Origin of the sequence: Pandoraea sp. NE5 (genome assembly GCF_024363545.1) — a bacterium.
GTDB classification, from domain to species: Bacteria; Pseudomonadota; Gammaproteobacteria; order Burkholderiales; family Burkholderiaceae; genus Pandoraea; species Pandoraea cepalis.
This window is the reverse complement of sequence record NZ_AP025517.1, coordinates 1,842,448-1,866,929: the sequence shown is the minus strand read 5'-3', so window position 1 is coordinate 1,866,929 and position 24,482 is coordinate 1,842,448. Positions and strand designations below refer to the sequence as shown.

Genomic DNA, 24,482 nt, shown 5'->3' with positions numbered 1-24,482 from the left:
GCCGGCGTAGCGGGCAACAGAGGTTAGGACAGCGCTTCGCCGCGACGCTCCGGAATCAGGAAAAGCGTAGCGAGAATATCGAGCACATAAATGCTCGCGAGGAAGACGAGCGCCAGCTTGAACGAGTAGGCCGCCGCCAGCGCACCGACGGTGAGCGGCCCGAAACCGCCGACGGCACGGCCGATGTTGAACAGCACGTTCTGCGCCGTGGCACGCGCCGCGGTAGGGTACAGCTCCGAGATCAGCGCGCCGTAGCCGCCGATCATGCCGTTCACGAACATGCCCATCGCCGCGCCGCCGATCAGCAGCGAGAACGGCGTGTGCAATTGCGCGTAGACGAACACCATCACGACCGCGCCGATCTGGTAGCCGATGAACGTCGGCCGACGGCCGAAGCGGTCTGCAAGCCGGCCAAACAGCCAGATGCCGAATGCCATGCCCAGCACCGTCACCGCCGTCCACATGGCCGACTTGGTGAGCGAGTAACCGAACGTCTTCGACAGATACGAGGGCATCCAGATCATCAGGCCGTAGTAGCCGAAATTCTGTACCGAGCACAGAATCGCCACGCCGAGGCTCGCGCGCGTGGTCGCGCCGTCTTTGACCAGCAGCTTGAGCGGCGCGTGTTCGCGCGGCTGCCGCTGTTGTGCAAGGAACATCTCGGGCTCGCCGAGCGCGCGACGCATGATGAACGACACGACCGCCGGCAGCAGGCCGACGGCGAACATGCCACGCCAGCCGATGTGCGGCAGCAGCAACGGCGTGAGCAACGCGGCGGCAAGCACCCCGGCCTGCCACCCCAGCCCCACGAACGACGATGCCCGCGCACGACGCGCCGGCGGGCAAGCCTCCGCCGCGAGCGCCATGCCGATGCCGAACTCGCCGCCCAGTCCGATACCGGCAATCGTCCGGTAAGCCAGCAGATCCCAATAGCCCTGCGCAAGCGAGCACAGGCCGGTGAACACCGCAAACAGCAGAATCGTCCACGACAACACGCGCACGCGCCCGTAGCGATCGGACAGCATGCCGAAGACGATACCGCCAACGACCGCGCCCACGAGGGTCCAGGTGACAAGCGCGCCCGATTGGGCGCCGGTGAGCGCGAGATCGGCCGCAATGGCCGGCAGGATGAAGCCGAGGATCAGCAGATCGAAACCGTCCATGGCGTAGCCGATGGCCGACGCCCACAGGGCGCGGTTCGCGTAGGCGGTATCGTGCGGCACCACCGGTGCGGCAAGCGAGGGCGAGGCATCGTTAGGCATGGGCGCGTTTCGTCAGGTCGGAATTTTGGGCGTGAGTGTATGCCTGTCATTAAGCGTCGGCAACTGTCTCTTTTTTTGGATTCATCTGTCGGCGGCGGGTTTTGATATGCGCCGTGCGCAAACATTGTGCGGAGTGGTCGAATGGAAAATATACGCTCCGTGCATAATTGACCGCGCGTTTGCTGAAACTTGTGGCATAATTCGCGCTTAAGCGCCGGTCGGTCGTTGCCAGACGTGCCGACCCGCCGCCTTAGACGGCGTCCTGCCGCAGCGCCTTGCGCTACGGTCCCCGCCGACTCACCCATGACTCCTGGCTGCGCGCCGCACGGCGGGCAGCTACGCTTAGGAACCGCATCATGATTGGCATCGACCGCCAGGCGATTTCCGACATCACCGCCAAGATCCTGCTCGAAGTGGGCGCGGTGCATTTCAACGCCGAGAAGCCGTACATCTTCACGTCGGGCTGGGCCAGCCCGGTGTACACCGACTGCCGCAAGTTGATCTCGTACCCGCGCGTGCGCCGTACGCTGATGGATTTCGCCGAAGCCGTCATCATTCAGGACGTCGGCTGCGAGCAGTTCGACACGGTCGCCGGCGGTGAAACCGCAGGCATTCCGTTCGCGGCCTGGATCGCCGACAAGCTGATGCTGCCGATGCAGTACGTTCGCAAAAAGCCGAAGGGTTTCGGCCGCAACGCGCAGATCGAAGGCGATCTGCCGGAAGGCTCGCGCGTGCTGCTCGTCGAAGACCTCACGACCGATGGCCGCAGCAAGATCAACTTCTGCAAGGCGCTGCGCGACGCCGGCGCGAAGGTCAATCACGTGTTCGTGGTCTTCCACTACGACATCTTCCCGGAGAGCCGCCAGGTGCTCAAGGACATCGATGTCGAGCTGCACTCGCTCGCCACGTGGTGGGACGTGCTGCGCGTTGCCAAGCAGCAGAACCACTTCGACACGAAGACGCTCGACGAAGTCGAGAAGTTCCTGCACGCACCGGCCGAGTGGTCGGGCGCGCACGGTGGCGCCACGTCGTTCCCGAAGGACTGAGTCTCGTGGCAACGCCCGCAGTATTCGCTTGAGAGGCGAGAGCGGCCGGCCTGAAAAGGTCGGCCGTTTTTTTCTCCGCATCCGCTCGGCAGAGGAGTCAACCATGTTTGCGTCGGTCTTCGCCATCAGCCTCGGGGCAGCGTTAGGCGCGCTACTGCGCTGGGCACTGAGCGTACAGCTCAATGCGATCCTGCCGACGCTCCCGCTCGGCACGCTCGTCGCCAATCTCGTCGGCGGCTATCTCATCGGTGTTGCCGTCGCGCTCTTCAGCCACTTTCCGTCGATTCCGGTCGAGTGGCGACTGTTGATCGTGACCGGCTTTCTCGGTGGCCTCACAACGTTCTCCACCTTCTCCGCCGAAGTCACCACGCTGCTGCGCGAAGGGCAGATGGGCTGGGCAGCGCTCACCGTGGCGGTTCACGTCGGGGGCTCGCTCATCATGACCCTGCTTGGCATGGCCAGCATCACGCTGCTCATCCAGTGGTTGCGCCCAGCCCTCTGAGCGACCGCACTACGGCAGCAACATCACAAGCTTGACGTCGTCGTGCCCCGACAGGCGGAACGTGACCTGTGCGAAATCGATATCGCCGCGCGCCGGGTGATGAAAACCACGCCGCCCGCCTTCGCGTTCGACGACATCCTGCTGCGACCAGAGCGAGGCGAACCTGCGGCTGTCGCGCTGCAATTCGTCCGTGAGGGCACGCACGGGCGTATCGTCAAGGTAGGCACTGCATTCGGCACGAAACTCCGCGACCACCCGGCGCGCGCGACGCTCCCAATCCTGAATCAACGTGGGCGCACCCGCATCGAGAAAGATGTAGCGCAGCAGATTCTTCGCGCCCGGCGCGTCGAGCCAGCCATGGAAGATGTCGGCGGCGGCCGCGTTCCAGACCAGGACGTCCCAGCATCGATCCAGCGCGTAGGCCGGAGCCGCCACGGCGGCGACGGCCGCCTGCACCTGTGCCGACGCATGGTGCGGCAACGGCACGGCACCGCGCTCCGGATCGCGCTTGCCCGCCAGATCGAACAGGTAGGCCCGTTCGGCACGCGAAAGCCGCAGCGCGCCGGCAACGGCCGCCAGTGCGCCCGCCGAGATCGACACGTCGCGTGCCTGCTCGATCCAGGTGTACCAGGTGGCCGACAAGCCGCACAACTGCGCCACTTCCTCGCGCCGCAATCCCGGCGTGCGACGCCGCCCCAAAGGCGGCAGTCCGGCGGCCGCCGGGGTCAGCCGCTCGCGATGCGCGCGCAAGAAGTCGCCGAGCGCGCGACGCTGGCGCGCATCGTCACCGTGAGGGGCTGGCGCGTCAGACGCCAATTCGGGCTTAGGGATAGGGGTAGTTTTCATACCAGGATAAATAGGTAACTTGTACCGGTATCAACGAGCCATTATCGTGAGACTTACCAACATCGCGCAAGCGCCCAGGCGGGCCGACTCCCCTTGCATCGCGCCCTGCCCCACCCACGTAGGAGACTCACCGTGAGCGAAACCCCGTCATACCCTTCCCGCCCGGGTTCGTCCACCGCCCCCGCAGGGGCGCAGGACACCCACCACGCGCATCATGGCCATAACGCCGTCGTCACCGGCCAGTTCGGCCCGCAGGCATCGGCCTATCTGACGAGTGCCAATCACGCGCAGGGCGCCGATCTGGAGCAACTCGCCGCGATCGCTCGCGCGCATCCGGGTGCGCAGGTGCTCGACCTGGGGTGCGGCGCGGGACACGTGAGCTTCTTCGCGGCGCCGCACGTCGCGCGCGTGGTGGCGTACGATCTGTCCGCCGACATGCTCGGCGTGGTCGCAGGCGAAGCGGCCAAGCGCGGCCTGACGAACATCGACACGCAACTGGGCGCAGCCGAATCGCTGCCGTTCGCCGATGCCAGCTTCGATCTCGTCTTCAGCCGATACAGTGCGCATCACTGGGCCGACGTGGGTGCCGCGCTGCGCGAGATGCGTCGCGTGCTCAAGCCCAGCGGACGCGTCGTGATCTGCGACGTCGCCTCGACGGGGCGGCCGCTGTTCGACACGTATCTGCAAGCGGTCGAAGTGTTGCGCGATACGTCGCACGTGCGCAACTACGCCGCGAGCGAATGGCTGACGATGGCCGCTGGGGCGGGATTATCGGTGGCGTCGCTCACGCCGCGCACGCTCGATCTCGACTTCAAGACGTGGATCGCGCGCATGCGTACGCCAGCGCCGATGCAGGTAGCCATTCGCGCGCTGCAAACGGCCATGGCCGACGACGTGCGTCGTCATTTCAGGATTCAGGACGACGGCTCGTTCACGCTCGACACGCTGACGCTCGAACTGATTGCCGGTTGAGCGTCGGGAGGTAGAGGCAGGCGAGCGCGATCCCTCGTAGCGACGCGCCCGCTTTCCTTTTATGAGCGGTCACTTTTGTCCGTTTTTTCTCACACCCGCCAAATCCCGTGGGTAACGCGATGCGGAACGTCGCGGCGCAAATGCGAGCGCCGCGCGCTGCGAGGCAATCCGCCAGGCAACCCGCGCCGTCACCGAGGGGGAAAACAACGCGGACGGCGGCTCGACCATGTGCATCACGCGCAGAAAGCGTCGGTAGATGGCGGCATCGTCGACGGCGAGACCGAGCAGCGACTCCACGTAATGTTGCATGAGCCGCGCCCGCCAATGCGTGGCGCCCCGCTCCCCCGTCTGACGTAAATCGACGCCAGTCGCGAAAATCCACGCGCGCTGCGCCACGTGGGCGAGGGCACGCTGCAAGGCCAATCCACCCGGGGCATCGTTGGCGCGACGAATGAGATGCAGATGGGCGTCGAGCGCCACCGCGCTCAATGCCGCAATCGTCATGCCCTGTCCGTACACCGGATTGAAGCTGCATGCGGCGTCGCCAAGCACCGCGAAGCCTGCGGGCCAGCGCCGCATTTCGTCGAAGTGGCGTAACCGATTTTCCGTCCGGCGAAACTGACGGATCGGCGAGACCGGCTCGGCGTGGGCAATCGCATCGTGGAGGGTCGGCACCCGCAGGCTTTTCGCGAAAGCCAGGAAGCCGTCGGCATCGCCCGGCGGATAATCGCCGCCCGCCCCCGTCAACGTGACGATCCACCGGTTGTCCTCGATGGGGAAGATCGTGCCGCTGCGCAGGCATTCGGGTGGCCGGCCGTGCACCACCAGCGCTTGCCAGTCGCGCCAGACCGACGGCTTCGGCACCGCATAGAGTCGGCTCGCGTACCCGACACGGGCGTCGACGACCGTCTCGCGTACGGCGTCCAGCCCCATCGCTCGCAGCCACGACGGCGCATGCGAGTTGCGCCCGCTCGCGTCGACAACGAAGGCGGCCGGCAAGGTCGTGACATCTTCGGCATCTTCGGCTTGTCCGCGCGATCCGCCCGCGCGACGCCGAATCGCCACGCCGCAAACGCGTGCGAGCGCCGCATCGAAGCGCAACCCCGTGACGTCGCAGCCGGTCAGAACACGAACGTTCCGCTTGGCGAGCACGCGCTGACGCACCGCGAACTCGAGCAGGCCACGGCTCGTCGACCATGTGACGAAGCCCTCGCCCGCGGGCGGCATCCAACCCGCGGCACCGAACCAGCGCACGGACCGATACCAGTCGAGCGGCACCGCGCCCGCGTCGAGCAAGGCCTGGCCCAAATCGGGAAACAGCGCATCGAGCGTTCGGCGCCCCCGCATCAGCAGTTGATGCACGTAGTGCCCCTGCGGCACGCCCGCCCTCGGGGCTGGAGAATCGGGCAGCGCGTCGCGCTCGACGAGCCACACTTCATCGAAGTGCCCCGCCAGTGCATGCGCGGCGAGCAAGCCCGCCATGCCCGCGCCGACGACGATGGCACGCCAGGCGGTCGATGGGGCTTCGGTGGGCGTGCAGCGCGCCCGTGTCGATGAAACCGTCATGATCTCCCCCGGATTATCGGAACCAGCGATTCAATGGCGTCGACGATGGCGCCACGTCGATCCGGTGGGCGATCTGCCGATGGAATTCCGGTAGCCGGCTCCAGTGCAAGCCCGGCCGCACGTGATGCGCGAGGTGATAGCCGTTGTTGAAAAACACAAGATTGAGCCACCGGTTGGCCTTCGTGTGCGATGCCTTGAACGGATCGCTGGCGTAGAGATCGATATGATCGTCGTACGTCATGTGAATGAAGTTGAGCCAGACCAGGATCCTTGGCATGACGAAAAACAGCAGCGCATTGCGCGGGTCATGAAACAGCAAAGCGACCAATACGAGGTTGCTGGCCGCGACCTGCCAGAGGCAGCGTCGACGCAATCGCGTGCAGGTCCGGCCGATGCGCAGCACGTGATAATCGTATGTCAGGAAATAATGAGCTACGTAAGCGAGCCGCGACATCCGGCAACCGCCGGCATCGATCCAGCGCGACGGATCCCGCTCCGGTTCGGTGTAGTGCAGGTGATGTCCCCGGCTGTGATGCAGGCGAAACTTTGCCGCGTACATGCCGGTCTCCAGGGTCATCACCCATTCCAGCACGCGATTGGCCCAGGCGCCCGCGAACATGCCCATGTGCGACTGGTTGTGCACGGCGGTCGAAACGGCGATCTGGGGCAACAGGAGCATCGTCGCGCACGTGATCGCCACCCACGGATCGTGCACGAGAAAATAGGCGGCCCACTGCAACAATGCAGCACCGGCCACCAGCGCCAGCGGTGCAAGATCTTCGGTGTAACGCAGACCCAGAAGTCGGGCGAGATGTCTCATGATGCCTCCCTGCAACGCACGGCTCATCGCCATCGATGTGATTCAATGGATGTCGTCCGCCTTGGCCGAGTGACGCAAGCGGGCAAGCAGCGCCGGCGAAGCGAAGCTCCAGCGCGCGTTCATCGTGCCCAGTGGGCGGCCGAACTGCAGCCACTGCGTTTCGCAAGCCAGCGCGGACAAGCGGTCATGACGATAGGATTTGGCGACGATCACGAATCGCACCGACAGTGGCGCGTGCAGCTCGGCGAAATGCTCGAAGGTGACTTCCAGCGAATTGAGCACAAAGATGAGGTCGTGCGGCACCTCGTAGAAGCGGTGCGAGATCGCAGTGCCGGTCTGGCGAGTGGCTTCGATCATCATCAGGCCAGGAACGTGGTCGAGTGGATGTTCGAAGAAGAACGCGTGGTGCGGATCGATCGCAAGCACAGCGGAAAAGGTATCGTGCCCCTCGGTTGTGGCTTGCGCCCGCTCGATCGACGCGACGAAGACATTGACCGGATTGGTCTTGTGAACCATCGTCCGGTCGAGCTTGCCCGGCATGGCAAAGGCGTCAGCGGTGGTGACATCGGAGGTACCGGCAGGGCGGCCGGTCACGGGCGTTTGAAGGTTCATGGCGACTCCGTTCAGACAATGGGGGGACGGAACCTGGCCTACCGGGTTGACGGCGAGCTGGCCTGAGGGATCGATGCTGGACTTACGACGATGCGTGGAAGCCGTAATCGATGGCACGCGATGCGCGTAGATCGTGCGCGAGGTGCGACTGGGCGATGCGAACCGCGGCCTCCTGAGCAGAGAGCATGCAGGCCTCAATCGACGCACCGCGCAGATAATCGCCGGCGAACGCAAGACCGTCGATGCCATGGCGCCGATCGTCGAGCCATGCGCGCAGCCGATAGTGATGCGGCGCGTACGCACACAACCCCGGATCGAAAAGATGCGCGACAACGTCGCGCCGGTCGGCCCGTTCCACGGGAACGTACTGGCGCAAGGTCGTCTCGGCGAGATCCAGCAATGCTTCGGCTTCCGGCCCGGCAAGGCTGCCCGCGCTTCGCGCACTTGCGATGACGGCGCGCGCCTTGCGGCCACTGAACGTGTAGCGCACGCGGTCGAGTCTGTCGATGCCGTAGGCGCCGGCGTTGCTCAGCGCGTTGTCCGGGCCTAACGACAGACCGCGCACGTTCGCGGAGAATATCGGCCGGCGGTAAGCGGCCACCACCACGAGCACCGGAAAATAACGTATTTCGTCGAGTGCGGCGGCGAGTGCCGCGTCGTGTTCGCGCAGCAGATCCGCGCTCACCCCTGCCGGCGTGGCGAGCACCACATGGTCGTATTCCAGATGATCGGTTCGCCCATCGAATTGCCGCACCTGCAAACCGGAAACCCGTCCGTGACGCACCATGAGCCGCTCGACGCGGGCATTGAAGCGCACCGCCAGCGGCGCGGTCGCCGCACCGATAAACGCCCCCATGCCCGCCTTGAGCTGATCATAGGTGTCGAGCCACATGCCCAGGTGGGTGCCGAAATTGCCGAGGTGAATTTCGTCGGGCTCCGCACCGTTCATTCGCACCGACATTGCCCGCACCACAGCGCGACAGAACGCCGGGCTGAAATGCGAAGCCAGCGGCGCATCGTCGGCATCTCGCGCCAGCCGGGCAAAGGACGGTCCGTCCAGGAACCGATTGCGCGCGTCGAGCCACACGCGCGCGCAAAGCGCGGCAAGGCGCATGGCATCCGCCGCAGGACAACCGCGCAGATACGCAAGCGTGCTGCCAAGGCGGCGCGTGCTATCGAGCGTGACGATCTTTCCGTCGCGAATGCGCGATGTGTTGATGCCGAACGGCTCGAACGCGAAGGGTCCGAGGGCGTGCGCGAGCTTGCGAAAGCGCAGATAGTGCCGGCCGATGTTCTTGCCGCCGAGATCGATTCGGTCGCCGTCGAGCGTCGCAGTGGTGATCCGGCCACCGGGGGACCGGTGCTGCTCGATAAGCTCGACATGAAGGCCGGCGTCGCGTAGATAATGCGCAGCCGCAATGCCGGAAATGCCGCCGCCAACGACGGCGCACGTCGCAGTGGTTGCCATCAGGGATCCCCCGCATGTTCATTAGGCATGCTTTAAGTATCGTGAAAATGACACCTGAATATCACGACATCCTAAGGATAGGCGAACGCGGTTCATCGTTCGCATCTCATCGGGCGGTCACCGATAGTGCTCAACACGAGCGATCGCAAACGTGAACTCCGCAACGCGTTGGATCTCAATTCCATCATTGGATGGCACATGACGACGGCAACGCGGGCGCGGTGCGCTGCCTCACCGAACGCGCTGCGTGGCGCGGAAAAACGAAAGGGCTGGGTTCTGCCTGACACAGAACCCAGCCCTTTGGGACACTACACTGAACGCTACGACGTTGCCCGATCAGTCCATCGACACACTCGCGCGCCCTGCCGCACCTGGCTGGACACGCACGCCGTTCCGACAGCCGACCATCCGCTATTGCACACGCACCGGTCCGTCATCGTCATTGGCGCCGCTAATTTCGGCGACACCGGCGAGCAGCGCCACGTAGTGCCGCAGTGCCCGCGCACGCGCCTGCTCGTACAACTGCGCGGCGATACGCTCGGCCACGCGTTCGTAGGGCGGCATGTGTCCTTTCACCCGGCGTTCGATCCGCACAACGTGGAAACCGTAGCGCGTGTTGACCAGTCTCGGCACCACGCCGAGTCGGTCGCCACAAAACAGCACCAACTCAAACTCGGGTGCGCCACTGCCACGCGCGAGCATACCTAGACTTCCGCCCGTGCGACCTGACGGGCAATCCGACATCGATTGCGCCACCGCTTCGAACGAATCGGGATTGGAGCGCACGGCGTCCAGTGCCGACTGCGCCCGCTCCAAGGTCGTCGACAGCGGCACACTCGCCGACATCGCAAACAGAATATGACTCGCCTGCACCCGGTCGCCAACACGGAACTGCCCGGCGTGTTCGTGGAAGTAGGCGCGGCATTCGGCGTCGGTGGGACGATGCACTTGAACGTCCCGCGTGAACAGTGCATCGACGATAGCGTCGTCGCTCGCGGGCATCGCGTCGTTCTTGTCGAATAAACGCAAGTCGAATGCGCGCTGGCGCAGCAATTCACGACTCACCAACGCGTGCTGTGCGGCGACTTCCGGATCGGCCTCGTCCTGATGCTGATCGATCTCATCGGCGACGCGGCGTGCGTCGATGACAATACCGTTGACTCGCAAAGACATAACGCACTCCCGCCAAAACGTTGACTGCCACCGGTCGCGCCGCTTCGCATGCCGGGGCGCGACGGTATATCGAAGTTGTAGGCGATGCGCGTCAGAAAGGCAAATGCCCGCGATGACAGTGTGGGCGGCCGTTGCGCGCCGCACACACTCGCATGCGGCGCACGAAAACACTCAGTGAGACGGACGTGTGACCACCGCCGGCGCATCGTTGGCGGTGCCGGTCGGACGACCCCGCCAGTAGCCCGCGAGCAGCGAGCCCGACAAGTTGTGCCAGACCGAGAAGAGCGCCCCCGGCAGTGCGGCGAGCGGCGTGAAGTAGATTTTGCCGAGTGTTGCCGCCAGGCCGGAGTTCTGCATACCGACTTCGATGGCCAACGTGCGGCAGATCGATTCGTCGAAGCCCAGCAGACGACCGCCCCAGTACCCGCCCAGCAGGCCCAGACCGTTGTGCAACACGACACCGAGCATCACCAACGGGCCCACCGTGGCAATGTTGCCCTGATTCGCGCCGACTACCGCGCCGATGATGAGCACGATCGCGATCATCGACACGAGCGGCAGATAGCCTTCGACCGCGCGCACCGCACGACCGAAATAGCGATTGATGAGCAGGCCCGCGCCAATCGGCAGCGCCACGATTTGCAGAATCGACAGCAGCATGCCCTCGACGTCGACCACGATGGAGGCGTCGACGTACAAGCGCGTGAGCAGCGGGGTCGCGAACACGCCGACGAGCGTCGACATTGCGCTGATCGTCACCGACAGGGCCACGTCGCCGCGGGCGAGATAAATCATGACATTCGAGGCTGTGCCGCTCGCAACGCTGCCCACAAGCACCATGCCGGCCGTCAGATCGGGCGGCATGTGCAGCACGCGCGCGATCACCCAGGCGGCCAGCGGCATCACGAGATAGTGCAACACCACCCCGGCGACGATCGGCGCGGGTCGCGTGAGCACGCGCTTGAAGTCGTCGACGGTGAGCGTGACGCCCATCGCAAACATCACCACGGTCAGGAGCGCCGTGACGTGCGGCGTAACGCTGGAAAAACTGCCCGGCGAGAAATAAGCGGAAACGGACAGCAGCAGAGCCCACAACGGGAACAGCCGGGTAATACGGGCGATCATGAAATCCTCAGGGAAGGGGAATGCGGCACGTGCGCGGGTGAGCCGATGAGGCCGCCTTGCCTGACGCCTCATTGTCCCTGCCACGCCCGGGCCACCGGGCGCAAAAGCTTAATATTTTACTTAATTTGCGCCCGATGCCCTTCCTGAGCCGTTCAGTCGCGTTTTGCCTTGCCCATCAGCAAGGCGCCGCCAACCGCGTCGCGACGCGCCGGACGCGGCGCGCGCTGTGCGAAATCGCTGCGCTCCGCGCCGCCTCCTTGCCCGCGCGAGGCGGTCTGCCCCGTGCGGCCGTCACGACCTTGGCGTGCTGCACCGGCCGCCGGTGTGGCCGCGCGTTGGGCATCGCCCTGACGCTTGGGCGCCTGCGCCTGATGGCGTTGCTGCCCGCCTTGTCCCGCGTTCGCGACCTGCGCGCCGTGCCCCGCATTTCCGCCGTTCACGGCACTGCTGTTCTTTCGGCCACCGCGCTCGCCTTCGCGACGCGCCTTCGGCTCGTTGCCCTGGCGTGCGCCACGACCGCCATCGCGCGGCTCACGCGCTTCACGCGGGGCGCGGGCCGGTTGGCGCGCGTCGTCGTCGTCGCCGCCGCGCCCGCCCCGTCCACCACCGGCCCCACGGCCTTGTTGCGCCTTGCGAATCGGTTGCGCCACGGCATGCGGATCCGGATCGAAGCCCGGGATCACTTCGCGATCGATCGTGCGCTTGATGAGACGTTCGATCTGCGTGAGCAGTTGATGCTCGTCCACGCACACGAGCGACACGGCCTCGCCGTTTGCGCCGGCGCGTCCGGTGCGGCCGATGCGGTGGACATAGTCCTCCGCCACTTCCGGCAGGTCGAAGTTGACCACGTGGGGCAACTGGTCGATGTCGATGCCGCGCGCGGCAATATCGGTCGCAACCAGCACCTGCAATGTGCCGCTCTTGAATTCGGCGAGCGCTCGCGTGCGGGCGCCCTGACTCTTGTTACCGTGAATGGCGAGCGCCGGAATGCCGCCCTTCGTGAGCTGCTCGGCGAGCCGGTTCGCGCCGTGCTTGGTGCGCGTGAACACGAGCACCTGGAACCAGTTGTGCTCGCGCACGAGGTGTTCGAGCAGCTCGCGCTTACGGTCGCGATCGACCGGGTGGATCTTCTGCGCGACGGTTTCCGCCGTCGTGTTGCGACGCGCCACTTCGATGAGCGCGGGCGACTTGAGCAGGCCGTCGGCCAGTTGCTTGATCTCGTCGGAGAACGTGGCCGAGAACAGCAGGTTCTGGCGCTTCGACGGCAGCACCGCCAGCACACGACGAATATCGCGAATGAAGCCCATGTCGAGCATGCGGTCGGCTTCGTCCAGCACGAGAATCTCGACGCCAGAAAGATCGACCGTTTTCTGCTGCATGTGATCGAGCAGACGGCCAGGGGTCGCGACGAGAATGTCCACGCCGCGCGCCAATTGTTTGACCTGCGGCACCATCGACACGCCGCCGAACACGGTCATGGACGTGAGCGGCAGGTACTTGCCGTATTGCGTGACGCTTTCCTCGACCTGGGCGGCCAACTCGCGCGTGGGCGTCAGCACGAGCGCGCGCACGGAGCGCTTGCCGTTGGCCGCCGCCGCGCGCGCACGCGTGGAGAGCATTTGCAGGATAGGCAGCGTGAAGCCCGCCGTCTTGCCGGTCCCGGTCTGGGCACCGGCGAGGAGATCGCCGCCTTGCAGGACGGCCGGAATCGCTTGCAGTTGAATGGGCGTCGGGTGCGTGTAGCCAAGGTCGGCCACGGCACGCAGGATGTCGGCCGACAGGCCGAGCTTTTCAAAAGACATATATGGACCAATGCGCGGACTCCACGAAGTGTGTCCCCGCGCGTATCGATGTTGTGTGTTCTTGAGGGAATGCCCGCGTAGGGCGTGCGACAGGCATCGCGCTCATTAGGGCGATGCGCCGAAAGACGCCTGCAAGACGACCCGCCGGCGAATGAAATCAAGCGGCTTGGCGGGCGAGGCCGTCGCGGGTACGGCCGTGTCTTGGAAGCGCGTAGTTTACCATGCGCCCTTTCCCAAGTCAGTCGGCATCGCCATTTGCCCTCCCCGGGGTCCGAAATTCGGACGTTCCACCGGGTGTCTGCGCGCCTATCGCCCAAGCCGCTACACTGGCGTCATTGCCCCCGAAGCCTCCCGGCCTGCCTGCCCCGTGCGATTCGACCTGACCGACCTGCGACTGTGCCTGCTGGTTGCCGAAGCCGGCAGCATCACCGGCGGCGCCGAGCGCGCCCATCTGACACTGGCGTCTGCCAGCGCCCGTATCCGCGGGCTCGAAGAGGCGCTGGGCGTCGCGCTCTTCATGCGCCACCGCCAGGGCGTAATGCCCACCCCCGCTGGCCGCGCCCTGCTCGCTCACGCCCGGCGCGTGCTCGCCCAGATCGAGCAGATGCGCGGCGAACTCGGCGAATACGCGGCTGGGCTCAGGGGGAACGTGCGTATTGCCTCGAACACCGTGGCGATGTCCGAGTTTCTGCCGGATCTGCTGGGGGCATTCCTCGCCGAGCATCCGAATGTGGAGATCTCCCTGCGCGAGCAGACGAGCCCGGCCGTCGTGCAAGCGGTCCTGGAAGGCGCCGCCGACATTGGCGTGGTCTCGGACTGGATCGAATTGACGGGGCTCGAGACGGTGCCATTCCGGCAGGACCGGCTGGTGGTCGTCACACCGCCTGGGCACGCATTGGCCTCGCGCGCCGAGGTGGCTTTCATCGACGTTCTGGACTCGGAGTTCATTGGCCTGCCCGAGCACAGTGCACTGGCCGAGCACCTCGACGGGCACGCCAGGCGAGCCGGTCGGCCGTTGCACTACCGTGTGCGCCTGCGAGACTTCGACAGTCTGTGCCGCGCCGTGGCGGCGGGGGCCGCGCTGGGCATCGTGCCGCTGAGCGCCGCCGCACGCTCGGCCGCCGCGCTGGGCCTCGGCATCGTGCCGCTCTCCGACGCGTGGGCCCTGCGCACGCTGGTGCTGTGCGTGCGTGAGCGCGACGCCCTGCCTGTCTACGCGCGGCAATTGCTTGAACGGCTGCAGGCCACGCCCGCTGTCACCAATGAAAACGGCACGACGTAATCATCGTGCCGTGATCTCTCGTGCCGTCAATTCCGGCGAATCCAGCCGGTCCAGCGCGTCCGGTGTGACCGGTGAGGCGAGCGAGTCGACCTACATCGCCGCCGGTGCCGACGCCCCACGCCCGCGCAGCAACGCGTGGAGGATGATGGCGCCGAACGTGGCGCAACCGATGCCCCCCAGCGAGAAGCTACCGAACTTCAGCGTGAAGTCGCCCGCGCCGAGCACCAGCGTGACGGCGGCGACGATCAGGTTGCGGTTATCCGAGAAGTCGACCTTGTTCTGCACCCAGATGCGCGCGCCGGCCACGGTAATCAGACCGAACACCACGATCGACACGCCACCCAGCACCGGACCCGGAATCGTCTGAATCACCGCGCCGAATTTCGGCGAGAAGCCCAGCACCAGCGCGATCACCGCCGCCATGGCAAACACCAGCGTCGAATAGATCTTCGTGACGGCCATCACGCCGATATTCTCGGCGTAAGTCGTCACGCCCGTGCCCCCGACGCTGCCCGACACAATGGTCGCCAGACCATCGCCGAGGAAGGCGCGGCCCATGTAGCGGTCGAGGCTCTGCCCGGTCATGGCGCTTACCGCCTTGATGTGTCCGAGGTTCTCCGCCACAAGGATGATGGCAATCGGGGCGAGCAATACCATCGCTTCCGGCTTGAACACTGGCGCCGCGAAGTGCGGCAGGCCGAACCAGGCGGCATGGGCCACCACGGCGAAGTCGATCGGCTTGCCGAGGCCCATGCCGTTGGTCAGCACGGCGTACAGCGCATAGGCCAGCAGCAGGCCCACGAGAATCAACAGGCGTTGCACCATGCCGCGCGCGAGCACCGCCACGAGACCGACGCACAGCACGGTCGCCAGCGCCATCCACGTGTCGAAGGGCGTCGCCGAGACGCCCTTCACCGCGACCGGCGCGAGGTTCAGGCCGATGACGGCGACGACCGCGCCCGTCACCACCGGCGGCATGAGGGCTTCGATCCAGCGAGTGCCGACAGCCATCACGATCAGGCCGATGGTGGCGTAGAGCACGCCGCAGGCGATGATCCCGCCGAGCGCCACCGGAATATTCAGGTTCGGCCCGCTGCCCGCATAGCCCGTCACCGAGATGACCAGGCCGATGAAGGCGAAGCTCGAGCCGAGATAGCTGGGTACGCGTCCGCCGACGAGCACGAAGAAGAGCAGCGTGCCAATTCCCGACATGAAGATGGCAAGGTTCGGATCGAACCCCATGAGCAGCGGTGCAAGTACGGTCGAGCCGAACATGGCGACCACGTGCTGCACGCCCATCGCGATGGTTTGCGGCCACGCCAGGCGCTCATCGGGGGCGATCACGCGGCCGGAGGCCGTGTCCTGCTGCCGCCACTTCGGGAAATAACCCTCTGCCATGTCGATCTTCTCCTGGGTGTCGTGCCGCCGAATCCGAACGGTGCGGAAGGTGCGGGACGTGGGTCGATGGGAAAACTGGCGGCAGTGTACGGAGCCACTGCACGGAAGGCAAGGCGGCGCGCCAAGCGGCGCCGCTCCGCCATCGGCCGTCACCGCTTGGCGACGCCCTGGAGAATCACGTCGGCCAGCCCAGTGTAGTTCCCGTCGAAATGGTGCCCGCCGGGCATCTTGACGACCTGAACGCGCTTGGGATCGAGCCCCGGACAGTTGCTGTCGTCTTCGTCGGCCCCATAGATGCACATCGCCATCCCGTCGGGCAGACGCTCCACCTCCGGACGAATCGGCAGGCCGTTCTGGCTCGACATCACCCAATTGGTCATGCGGAACTCGAAGTCCGCCTTCTGCCCGAGTCCCATCAGCACCAGCAGCGCCACCCGCTCGCGGGCCACCGGCGACAGACGATTGACCATGAACGGCAGCACATCGGCCCCTTGCGAGTAGCCGATCAGGATCACGCGCTTCTTGTTCCAGCGCGTCTGATAGAAGCGCATGAGGCGGTCGATATCGAGCGCGCCGGAAGCCGGGGTGCGTGCCGACCAGAAATAGCGCAGCGAATCCACGCCCACCACCGGAATGCCGTGCGCGGAGAGCGCGCCCGCGACATCGCGGTCGAGTCCGGCCCAGCCGCCGTCGCCCGACATCAGTATGGCGAACGTGTCGGTCATATTGGGGGCAGGCTTGCCGGTGGCCGGCACCTCGACGACGGGCAGATCGGCCACCGCGGCGGGCGGCCGGGCCGTCCCCGCCACGTGGTGCGCGTTCAGACGCCGGAACGCGTTCTTGTACTGCGTCACCCAATCGGCCAGCACGGACGTCGGCGGCGTGCCCGTCTCGGCGGCCGTGCCGGAGACCTCCATCGCGCCCAGGCTGCCCGCCAGCCCACCGACGAGCCAGCTCGAATTCGGCGTGCGGGCGGCGAACGCCTGCGCCACGTGATCCGGGCAGCGCGGCGCGCGCGCGTTGGGTCCGCCGACCGGCCCGCCCATTGCCACCCATGGTGCGCTCATGACGGGCGCGGGCAGCAATCGCATCGGCGCGCCGCCGACCGTGTGCGTGATACCGCGTCCGAAGTGCACCCCCTCGCCCTGACACAACGGCCGGGACATCGGCAGTACCGGACAGAAGTCGACGGACAGCGCGCCGGAGAACGTATCGTTACCCGCCTGCGCAAGCATCGCATAGGCGAACGTGCCGCCCACGCCGTCGCCGACGAGAATGGGCGGCGTGTAGCCGGGCAGCTTGACGGCCGCCTCGACCCATCGACCGAAGTTGTCGAGATCGCCCGCCGCATATACGCAAGCGATCTCGTCCTTGGTGTAATTCGCCATCAACCGTGCCGTGTCGATGCCGGCCACCAACGCGCCGGTGTCCGCGAGGGCGCGAGCCATCCGTTCGGCGCGCGGCGTCCAGCCGTCGTCGTCGGAGAAAAAGAGCACCGTCGCATTCGGCGCCCCTTCCGGACGGAAGATGGGCACGTTCTCGAAGCGGCCATGCGTCAGGATCTCCGGGGCTTGCGCGGGTGCCGGCGTCTGGGCCAGTACGGCGACGGACGTCATCATCACCGCCCCTGTCGCGGCACTCGCCGCGACGCGGCGGACCCAGCGCGGCGCGCCCTCGCCGCGCCCGCGCTTGCGCGATCTCGCCTGCCCATCGTCCGCCTTGTCGTGCTTCGCCATCGTGTGACCTGTCATTTCGTCATGATTCCTTTCCATCCGCCGCCCACCAGCGACGCCACGTCGGCCAGCGTGAGCATCGGTGCGATACCGCCCGGCGTCATCAGATAACGCGCCTCCCATTGCGGATCGAATTTGTCCTTGAAGCTGCGCAGCCCGCGGAAGTTGTAAAAGCGAGCACCGTGCGCGAACATCATGCGGCCGAAGCGATGCCAGCGGGGCGCAAGCTGATGCGTCTCCATGCCCGACATCGGGGCCATTCCCAGACCGAAACGCTGATAGCCCTGCGATTTGAAGTGCAGCATCAGCTTCGCGAACAGGAAGTCCATCGTGCCGGGGGGAGCGTCCGGCACCTGCCGCATCAGATCGATGCTCGCTTCGATGCGCTGGACGTCGGGGCACATCAACGTGGCAAACGCGACGAGGCGCGTCTCGCGGCGCACAAGCGCCACGGGTTGGCGCGCCACGTACGCGTCGGTAAACGCGCCCAACGAGAAACCCTTCTCGCGCGTATGTTGGCGCGCAAGCCACGCGTCCGATACGCGCCGCATTTCCGCGAGATGCGGCGCGACGTCTTCCGCCGCCACAATCTCCAGCGTCAACCCTTCGCGTTCACCGCGCGCCACCCCATGCCGCAGATTGGCGCGACGCGCGCCTTGCAGCCCGAACTCCGGCAGCGAGACGAACGCTTCCTCGCCGAGCTTGAAGGCCCGCAGTCCCGCGTCGATATAGAGCGGCAGCGCCTGCGGGCGGGTCTTGTAGAACGCCGCGCGTCCGCCGTGCGCATCGGCCAGCTCGATGAAGCGCCAAATCAGTTCGGGCCACTCCTTCTGGTCGCCCACCGGATCCGAGAGCGACACCCACGAACGGCGATGCTTTGCGTACATGATGAAAGCGTTGCCAGACGGCGAGAACAGGAAGCTCTTGTCGCCCATCAGCGCCAGACAGGCGTCGGCGGCCGGTTGCTTGCGGATGACGGCGCGCGCGCGCGCCAGTTCCTCCTCGCTCGCGGGCACGATCGCGCCGGCGGACTGACGCAGCAATTGCCACAAGGACAGCCCGAGTCCGATCACGGCCACGACCATCAACGCGCGCATGGAACGCGGAGCATCGCCGTCGAACGTGAACTGCCACCAAAGCTGATTTGCGTATTCGACGCGCCGGTACGCCATGAACATCAGCCAGGTACAGGCCCCGAGCACCGAGAGCACGGCAATGATCCAGCCCGGCTCGAACGTTTGCGTGAAAAGCGACGAGCGCCGGTCGAACTGTTCGCGCGAGACGAGCAGCAGCGTCGCCAGCATGGCCAATACGAAGCACTCCGACACGGCAATGCCCTTGGGAATCGCGAGGACGGCAGCGATGATCGTCAGGCCGAGCGAGCCCCACCAGGCCGCATCAAGCCGGTGCAGCAGACCTCGCGCGAGGAACAGCATGGCCAGCCCCGCCACACTGCCGAGCAAGTGCGACACTTCAACGAGGAACAGCGGCACGTGGTGGCGAAGGAAGTCTTCCGCGTCGCGCGTGGCGGGCGTCACACCGGAGATCAGCAACATGACCCCGGCAACGAGCGTGAGCGCCGCCAACAGGCCGGGGAAGAGCCGCACGGCCGCCCGGCCGATCGGCGCCGCCGGGCCCTGGCGCAACTCGAACCCGGCGAGCAGACAGGCGGCAAGCATCAGCGGCAGCAGATAGTAAATACCGCGATAGAGCACCAGCGCCCCCGCCACCTGACTGATCGGTGCGTGCCCGTTGGTCGCGAGCAGAATCACCGCTTCGAACACCCCCACGCCGCCCGGCACGTGGCTGAGTACGCCAAGCGCCATGGCAATGGCATAGAAGACGACGAAGGTCGGCAGATCCACCACGTTGGCGGGCAGCAAACACCACAAGGCGGCGGCCGCCATGCCCAGATCGGCGGCCGAGATCAGCAACTGGCGCACCGCGACCCGCAGCGGCGGCAGCGGGATCGGCCAGCGGTTGAGCAAGCGCACCGTGCGCTTGCGCGCGCACAGTACCAGAAACGCGGCGGCGCCGGCCAGCAGCAGCAAGGCGAGCATCTGCAACACCCACGCCGGAATCGGCACCAGCGCCGAGACGCGCGACGCACCCCACAACATGCCGAGCGAACCGAACACGGTCATGCCGAGACCGAACGCGCCGGCGTTGAACGCTACCGCCTGCGCCACCTTCGATGCATCGACGCCCGCGGCGGCGTACATCCGCATTCGCACCGTGCCGCCGGTGAGCACCCCCAGACCGACGGAGTTTCCGAGCGCGTAGGCGATGAACGAGGTGAGCACGACCGTCGAGCGCTTGACCGTCGCCCCGGCGAAGCCAAGGCCTGAGATGTCGTAACCGGTGAGGGCCGCGTAACTCGCCAGGGTTGCCAGCATGGCAAGCGCCAGACGCGTCACGGGGGTGTTGTGTATCTCGGCAACGATGTCGTCGTAATGCACGTGACGCAGCATGTGATGCAACGCGTCGAAGACAAAGAGGCCGAGCAGAACGACGCCGGCCGCGATCAGCCACGGCCGGGCCGCGGTCCACGGCACGCGCCGGAGCCAGCGCAGGGGCGCGGGCAACGCAAACCAGGCGGCTTCGTCGGCGGGCGGCGGCTCGGGCGGGCCGCCCGCGGCCCCGCCACCGGCGGACGCCGCAACGGCGTCCATCGGCAGCGCCACGGAGGAAGGTGCATCGGCGGGCCGGCTCGGGCGCGCGCGGGAGGGTTCAGTCATGTATCGGTCGATCCTTCAGCCGGCACGACGTCACCTACGGGACGCCGCTCCCATGGCCTGTGGGCGAGTCAGAGCCTGTCAGGGCGATAGCTTACACCGCGATGCGTTACAGGTCTCGTCGGCGACGGCTCGGGAGCCGCCCCGGCCGCCCGACGTTGCCACCGCGCGATTGTGCGCCACTATGGGTGTTTGATCTCCATAAATGCAATTTAATGTAGAATTCAGCGTTTTTACTGGTTATTTGAACGAAGTTTTTCCTAAACTTCGATATCGAAGAGCGCAGCAAAGCGACACGTGCGCACCCCGAACCTTTCCGTCTCCGAAGAGAGTCGATTTGTGGTTCGAAGCATCGTGCGCGGGGGGAATAGAAAATGTACGTCGAACGGCACAGCCGTCCGGCAGGGGCACGTCTGACAATGCCGCGGGTATCGCGGCGCAACGAGCATGTCGTCGCTCTCGCGACGGGGCGACGGAGTGCCTCCGTGCGCCGCGCTGTCGTCGGTGTCCTGAGTGCCTTGCTGGGCACTGCCATGTTAATGACCGCGGGCCATGCGCTCGCCCAAACCGCGTCGACGGCCACGTCCACGTCGGCAGCGGCGTCGTCGCCCGTTGCCGCGATTACGAATCCGGTGGTCGTGGCGCTGCCGTCATCCGGCGCGCCCAAACCGATCCAACCGGCGGTGCCCATCGGCCAGGCGACGCTCACGCAGGGCGTGGCGCAGCTCAAGGAGCGCTACAACCTGTCGCATGTGTGGCTGCGCACGGAATCCGATGCTGGCGTGGGGCTCGAAGCGGCCACGTCGGGCGACAACGTCCGACAGTTGCTGCCCGTCGCCAGCCTGTCGAAGTCGGTGACGGCCATCGGCATCGCGCTGCTCGTGCAGGCGGGCAAACTCTCGCTCGACGCAACACTCGGCGATCTGCTCGACACTTATTCGAAACAGCACGGCAAGCCGCTCGACCCGTCGTTGCGCGAGCTGACCGTGCGACGCCTGCTCGCGCATCGCGCGGGGCTTGCCACGAACGGCTACAACGATCCCGTGAACGGCCTGTTCAGCGGACTGGCGATCCGGCGTGTGGGCGGCAGCGCGGACTTCTTCAACTATCTCGACGCCGGCGACGCCGGGCACTCGACCGGCAAGTCCGATTTCGTCTACTCGAACGTGTCGTACCTGTTGCTCGGCATGGTGATCGAAGCGGTTTCCGGCGACGATTACAAGCACTTCTGCGAAACGCACATTTTCGCGCCGCTTGGCATCACCGGCGCCACCCTGCCCGACAACTGGCGTCTGCTGGCTCCGTTCGCCGGGTGGCAGATGTCGACGAGCGCGCTGCTCAAGGTGTGGCGCGTGTTCGACATTCGCCGGCCGAGCCTGCTCACGGAGAAGACGCTGCGCACATTGTTGCTCGACAAGCGGTCCGGCCCGGTCAGCGCGGATCGCGACGTTTACTACACGCTTGGCGTATTCATGGTGCCCGGCGCGGGCGAGCGAAACTATCGCATCAGCCACGACGGCATCGCCGACTTCTTCCGCACCCAGTCGACCTATTACACCGTGGTGGAGAAGACCGTACCCGGCGACAGTTGGGCGCTCGTGGTGTCGCCAATTCCGTCGCGCGGCCAGTTCGGCGCGATCCAGCGCGACGTGCGCCGGATCATTCGTCAGGCACGCCTGGTGCCTTGAAGTCGGCGGCGGCGCGGACATCGCCGAGATCGCAAGGGAACGTGCCGGCAATGAGCGCGCGCTTCTGCGACGCGCTCAGTTGCTTGACGCGGTACTCGGCCCGCGAGGCGGCTGAGCGATCGGCAAAGGTGAGCGAGAGCAGGATGCGCAATGGCGGATAGGCGCGCGTGAAGCGTGCGCCCTTGCCCGCGACGTGCGCCGCATATCGCGCCTCGACGTCGACGGCGATGCCCGTGTAGATGCGACCGCCCGCGCACTCCAGCAGGTAGAGGAACCAGGGCTTCGGTGGGACAGCCGTCATCGCGTCGCCCACGATTCGTGGCGGAAGTCGTGCGATCTGCGCGGTATGGCAAAGACGTTGGGGCACTGGGCAGGCACGAGTATAGAGCGTGGCATGTTCGCGACGGAATTTGTCCTGATCGGGTGACGCTGTCGAAGTCGCTAGCATACGATATGCCCACGGCGATGCAAGCGCGCCCCCCATCGCCGCCGGACCGCGTAACACGCCTGCCTGGCCTAACACCACAACGACAAGCGCCATGACCGAATCCGCCTCGCCGGACACCCCTGATCCCCGCCATCACCGCCCCTCGGCGGCCGACGCATTACGCCGCGAACGCCTGCGCTCACGCGTGCGCACCCTTGGCGGTTACGTCATTTACGGGATGTTCGCTGCCGCCTTGTGGGCCGCCAGCCATGGCAGTTCCGCCCTTGGCCTGTCGCCCACCGCGGCACAGGCCGCCGTGCTCGTGCTGTTCACCATCGGGGCGTGGGCCTTCGGCCTGTTCCCGGAGCCGATCACCACGCTGACGTTCTTCCTGCTCGCCGTCCTGCTGCATGTCGCGAAGCCGGAAGTGATCTTTGCCGGGTTTCATTCGGCTGCGTGGTGGCTCGTCTTTGGGGGTGCGGTGACGGGTATCGCGGTGCGCACGACAGGACTCGGCGCGCGGCTGGCCGCGACGTTGTTCGCACTCAAGCGCCCAACGTATGCGCGTTATGTGGCGTCAGTGATGGTCGCCTGCGTGGGTCTGGCTTTCGTCATGCCCTCGACGACGGGACGCATTCTGCTGCTGATCCCCATCGTGCTCGCGCTCGCCGATCGCATCGGCCTCACCGAGGGTCGGCGCGGACGCACCGGTCTCGTGATGATGGTCGCCGCCGCGAGCTACATGCCGCCTACGACGATCCTGCCCGCCAACATTCCGAACAGTGTGCTCATGGGCGCGGCGGACTCGTTCTACGGCGTAAAGCTGCACTACGCGCCCTACCTGCTGCTGCACTTCCCTGTCCTCGGTGCGCTCAAGGCCGCCATTCTGGTGTGGGTGATCTGCCGCCTGTTCCCCGACGACGGCCCCCTCACCCAGGTGACCAACGGTGCCCCGCCACCGCTGTCAAACGATGCCCGACGCCTGTCGGTATTGCTGGCGTTGGCGCTCGCCGGATTCGCGACCGATGCCTGGCACGGCATCTCGCCCGCGTGGATTTCCGTTGCCGCGGCAATCCTCTGCCTGCTCCCCGCGATTCACATCATCACGCCCAAGACCTTCACCGAGCAGATGCACATCACGCCGCTTATTTACGTCGCGGGCTTTCTCGGTGTGGGCGCGGTCGTCGCGGATTCGGGGCTGGGCGAGAAGCTCGCACGGCTATGCCTGGATGCGGTGAGCATGACGCCGGGCACCCCCGCGATCAATGCCGCATGGCTCATCGCCATCGGCGCGGCCATCGGACTGGTCGCCACGCTTCCCGGTCTGCCGGCGGTGCTCACTCCGCTCGCGGGACAGCTCGCGAGCGCGAGCGGCCTGCCGCTCTACACCGTGCTGATGTTGCAAGTGCCGGTGTTCTCCACCGTCCTCCTGCCCTATCAGAGCCCGCCGATGATGATTGCGATGCATCTGGGCGGCGTCGGCATGCGCGATGGCACGCGGCTGACCGTCGTCATGACGCTCATCACCCTCGTCCTGCTCTTCCCGCTCGACTATCTCTGGTGGCACCTGCTCGGCATGTTGCCCTGAATGCCCCTATCGGCGGCTGGGTTCCCGACAGAAGACCAGCCATCGATCGCCGTCTTCCTCACGCCAGAACGCCCCCTCGCGTTCGAGAATCGCACCGAGGCGAAGACGTGTCGCACGAACGCGCGTGTCGCTCACGCCGGGCAGGATCATGCCGCGCACGTAGCCGACATGGGGCACCGTGCGCAACAGTGTCCGGATCAGTTGGCAGAAGCGCCTCACGGCATGCTCGCTTGCCTTCGCTTCGGCGTCGAGGCGGAAGTCGGTGATCGTCAGCACGACACCGGCAGGCACACGGTCGAGACGATGACAAAGGGACAGTTCGCCGTTCTCGACGCGCTGTCCCAGTTCGACGTGCGTGCGCTCGCAGATTTCAACGCGCGCCGTGAAACGGTGGGCTCTGAAGAATGCCGCAACGGCGCGCTCGCAAACGGTCATGG

The 24,482-nt window shown here is 66.0% G+C and carries 20 protein-coding genes; 6 read left to right on the top strand and 14 right to left on the bottom strand.

Annotated elements, in window-relative coordinates; translation table 11 throughout:
• Positions 1-23 precede the first annotated feature (23 nt).
• The gene (locus PanNE5_RS08490) at positions 24-1,262 is read right to left on the bottom strand and encodes an MFS transporter (RefSeq protein WP_261939617.1); all 1,239 of its coding nucleotides are present in this window, start codon (positions 1,260-1,262) and stop codon (positions 24-26) included.
• Between the two features lie 356 nt (positions 1,263-1,618).
• Here PanNE5_RS08490 and PanNE5_RS08485 point away from each other — a divergent pair, with 356 nt between their 5' ends.
• Both PanNE5_RS08485 and crcB read left to right on the top strand, forming a co-directional pair.
• Positions 1,619-2,308, top strand: coding sequence for an orotate phosphoribosyltransferase (locus tag PanNE5_RS08485; protein WP_017234978.1), 690 nt, complete (start codon positions 1,619-1,621; stop codon positions 2,306-2,308).
• 103 nt (positions 2,309-2,411) lie between these two features.
• Positions 2,412-2,810 carry a fluoride efflux transporter CrcB gene (gene crcB, locus PanNE5_RS08480; protein WP_017234977.1) on the top strand — a complete coding sequence of 133 codons (399 nt, stop codon included), beginning with the start codon at positions 2,412-2,414 and terminating at the stop codon, positions 2,808-2,810.
• Positions 2,811-2,819: 9 nt separating this feature from the next.
• Here crcB and PanNE5_RS08475 read toward each other — a convergent pair whose 3' ends face one another.
• Entirely contained in the window at positions 2,820-3,656 is an 837-nt protein-coding gene (locus PanNE5_RS08475; RefSeq protein ID WP_261939616.1) for a helix-turn-helix transcriptional regulator, read from the bottom strand.
• Between the two features lie 267 nt (positions 3,657-3,923).
• Between PanNE5_RS08475 and PanNE5_RS08470 the strand changes: the two genes are divergently transcribed.
• A complete protein-coding gene (locus tag PanNE5_RS08470) occupies positions 3,924-4,628 on the top strand; it encodes a class I SAM-dependent methyltransferase (RefSeq protein WP_261939826.1) in 705 nt (234 codons plus the stop codon).
• A 69-nt stretch (positions 4,629-4,697) separates the two neighbouring features.
• Here the strand turns inward: PanNE5_RS08470 and PanNE5_RS08465 are convergent, their stop codons facing one another.
• The 7 genes from PanNE5_RS08465 to PanNE5_RS08435 all read right to left on the bottom strand — a co-directional run bounded on the left by PanNE5_RS08465 (position 4,698) and on the right by PanNE5_RS08435 (position 13,194).
• Positions 4,698-6,194, bottom strand: a complete 1,497-nt coding sequence (locus PanNE5_RS08465) for an NAD(P)/FAD-dependent oxidoreductase (RefSeq protein WP_261939615.1) — start codon at positions 6,192-6,194, stop codon at positions 4,698-4,700.
• Between the two features lie 13 nt (positions 6,195-6,207).
• Positions 6,208-7,014: a fatty acid desaturase family protein gene (locus tag PanNE5_RS08460; RefSeq protein WP_039829722.1), complete on the bottom strand. Its 807-nt coding sequence runs from the start codon at positions 7,012-7,014 to the stop codon at positions 6,208-6,210.
• Between the two features lie 42 nt (positions 7,015-7,056).
• A complete protein-coding gene (locus PanNE5_RS08455) occupies positions 7,057-7,626 on the bottom strand; it encodes an AfsA-related hotdog domain-containing protein (protein ID WP_261939614.1) in 570 nt (189 codons plus the stop codon).
• 82 nt (positions 7,627-7,708) lie between these two features.
• Positions 7,709-9,094: a protoporphyrinogen/coproporphyrinogen oxidase gene (locus PanNE5_RS08450; protein ID WP_261939613.1), complete on the bottom strand. Its 1,386-nt coding sequence runs from the start codon at positions 9,092-9,094 to the stop codon at positions 7,709-7,711.
• Between the two features lie 411 nt (positions 9,095-9,505).
• Complete coding sequence (locus tag PanNE5_RS08445; protein ID WP_017231736.1) at positions 9,506-10,267, bottom strand: peptidylprolyl isomerase; 762 nt, start codon at positions 10,265-10,267, stop codon at positions 9,506-9,508.
• 171 nt (positions 10,268-10,438) lie between these two features.
• Entirely contained in the window at positions 10,439-11,392 is a 954-nt protein-coding gene (locus PanNE5_RS08440; protein WP_017231737.1) for a bile acid:sodium symporter family protein, read from the bottom strand.
• 152 nt (positions 11,393-11,544) lie between these two features.
• A complete protein-coding gene (locus PanNE5_RS08435; protein ID WP_150564599.1) occupies positions 11,545-13,194 on the bottom strand; it encodes a DEAD/DEAH box helicase in 1,650 nt (549 codons plus the stop codon).
• 367 nt (positions 13,195-13,561) lie between these two features.
• Here PanNE5_RS08435 and PanNE5_RS08430 point away from each other — a divergent pair, with 367 nt between their 5' ends.
• Positions 13,562-14,476 (top strand): LysR substrate-binding domain-containing protein, encoded by a 915-nt coding sequence (locus tag PanNE5_RS08430; RefSeq protein WP_017231773.1) that lies wholly within the window; start codon positions 13,562-13,564, stop codon positions 14,474-14,476.
• 90 nt (positions 14,477-14,566) lie between these two features.
• On the opposite strand, the gene PanNE5_RS08425 is transcribed toward PanNE5_RS08430, so the two are convergent.
• The 3 genes from PanNE5_RS08425 to mprF form a co-directional block, all read right to left on the bottom strand.
• Entirely contained in the window at positions 14,567-15,874 is a 1,308-nt protein-coding gene (locus tag PanNE5_RS08425; protein WP_261939612.1) for a solute carrier family 23 protein, read from the bottom strand.
• A 149-nt stretch (positions 15,875-16,023) separates the two neighbouring features.
• Positions 16,024-17,625, bottom strand: coding sequence for a virulence factor family protein (locus PanNE5_RS08420; protein ID WP_261939611.1), 1,602 nt, complete (start codon positions 17,623-17,625; stop codon positions 16,024-16,026).
• On the bottom strand, positions 17,622-20,345 hold the full coding sequence (mprF, locus tag PanNE5_RS08415) for a bifunctional lysylphosphatidylglycerol flippase/synthetase MprF (protein ID WP_261939610.1): 2,724 nt from the start codon (positions 20,343-20,345) through the stop codon (positions 17,622-17,624). The genes PanNE5_RS08420 and mprF overlap by 4 nt, the downstream gene beginning before the upstream one ends.
• A gap of 482 nt (positions 20,346-20,827) precedes the next feature.
• On the opposite strand from mprF, the gene PanNE5_RS08410 reads away from it, so the two are divergent.
• Positions 20,828-22,030: a serine hydrolase domain-containing protein gene (locus PanNE5_RS08410; protein WP_261939609.1), complete on the top strand. Its 1,203-nt coding sequence runs from the start codon at positions 20,828-20,830 to the stop codon at positions 22,028-22,030.
• Here PanNE5_RS08410 and PanNE5_RS08405 read toward each other — a convergent pair.
• The gene (locus PanNE5_RS08405) at positions 22,002-22,331 is read right to left on the bottom strand and encodes a GIY-YIG nuclease family protein (protein ID WP_150564595.1); all 330 of its coding nucleotides are present in this window, start codon (positions 22,329-22,331) and stop codon (positions 22,002-22,004) included. The genes PanNE5_RS08410 and PanNE5_RS08405 overlap by 29 nt on opposite strands.
• Before the next feature lie 238 nt (positions 22,332-22,569).
• Between PanNE5_RS08405 and PanNE5_RS08400 the strand changes: the two genes are divergently transcribed.
• The gene (locus PanNE5_RS08400) at positions 22,570-24,045 is read left to right on the top strand and encodes an SLC13 family permease (RefSeq protein ID WP_261939608.1); all 1,476 of its coding nucleotides are present in this window, start codon (positions 22,570-22,572) and stop codon (positions 24,043-24,045) included.
• A 6-nt stretch (positions 24,046-24,051) separates the two neighbouring features.
• Here PanNE5_RS08400 and PanNE5_RS08395 read toward each other — a convergent pair whose 3' ends face one another.
• A complete protein-coding gene (locus PanNE5_RS08395; RefSeq protein WP_017233535.1) occupies positions 24,052-24,480 on the bottom strand; it encodes a hypothetical protein in 429 nt (142 codons plus the stop codon).
• Positions 24,481-24,482 lie beyond the last annotated feature (2 nt).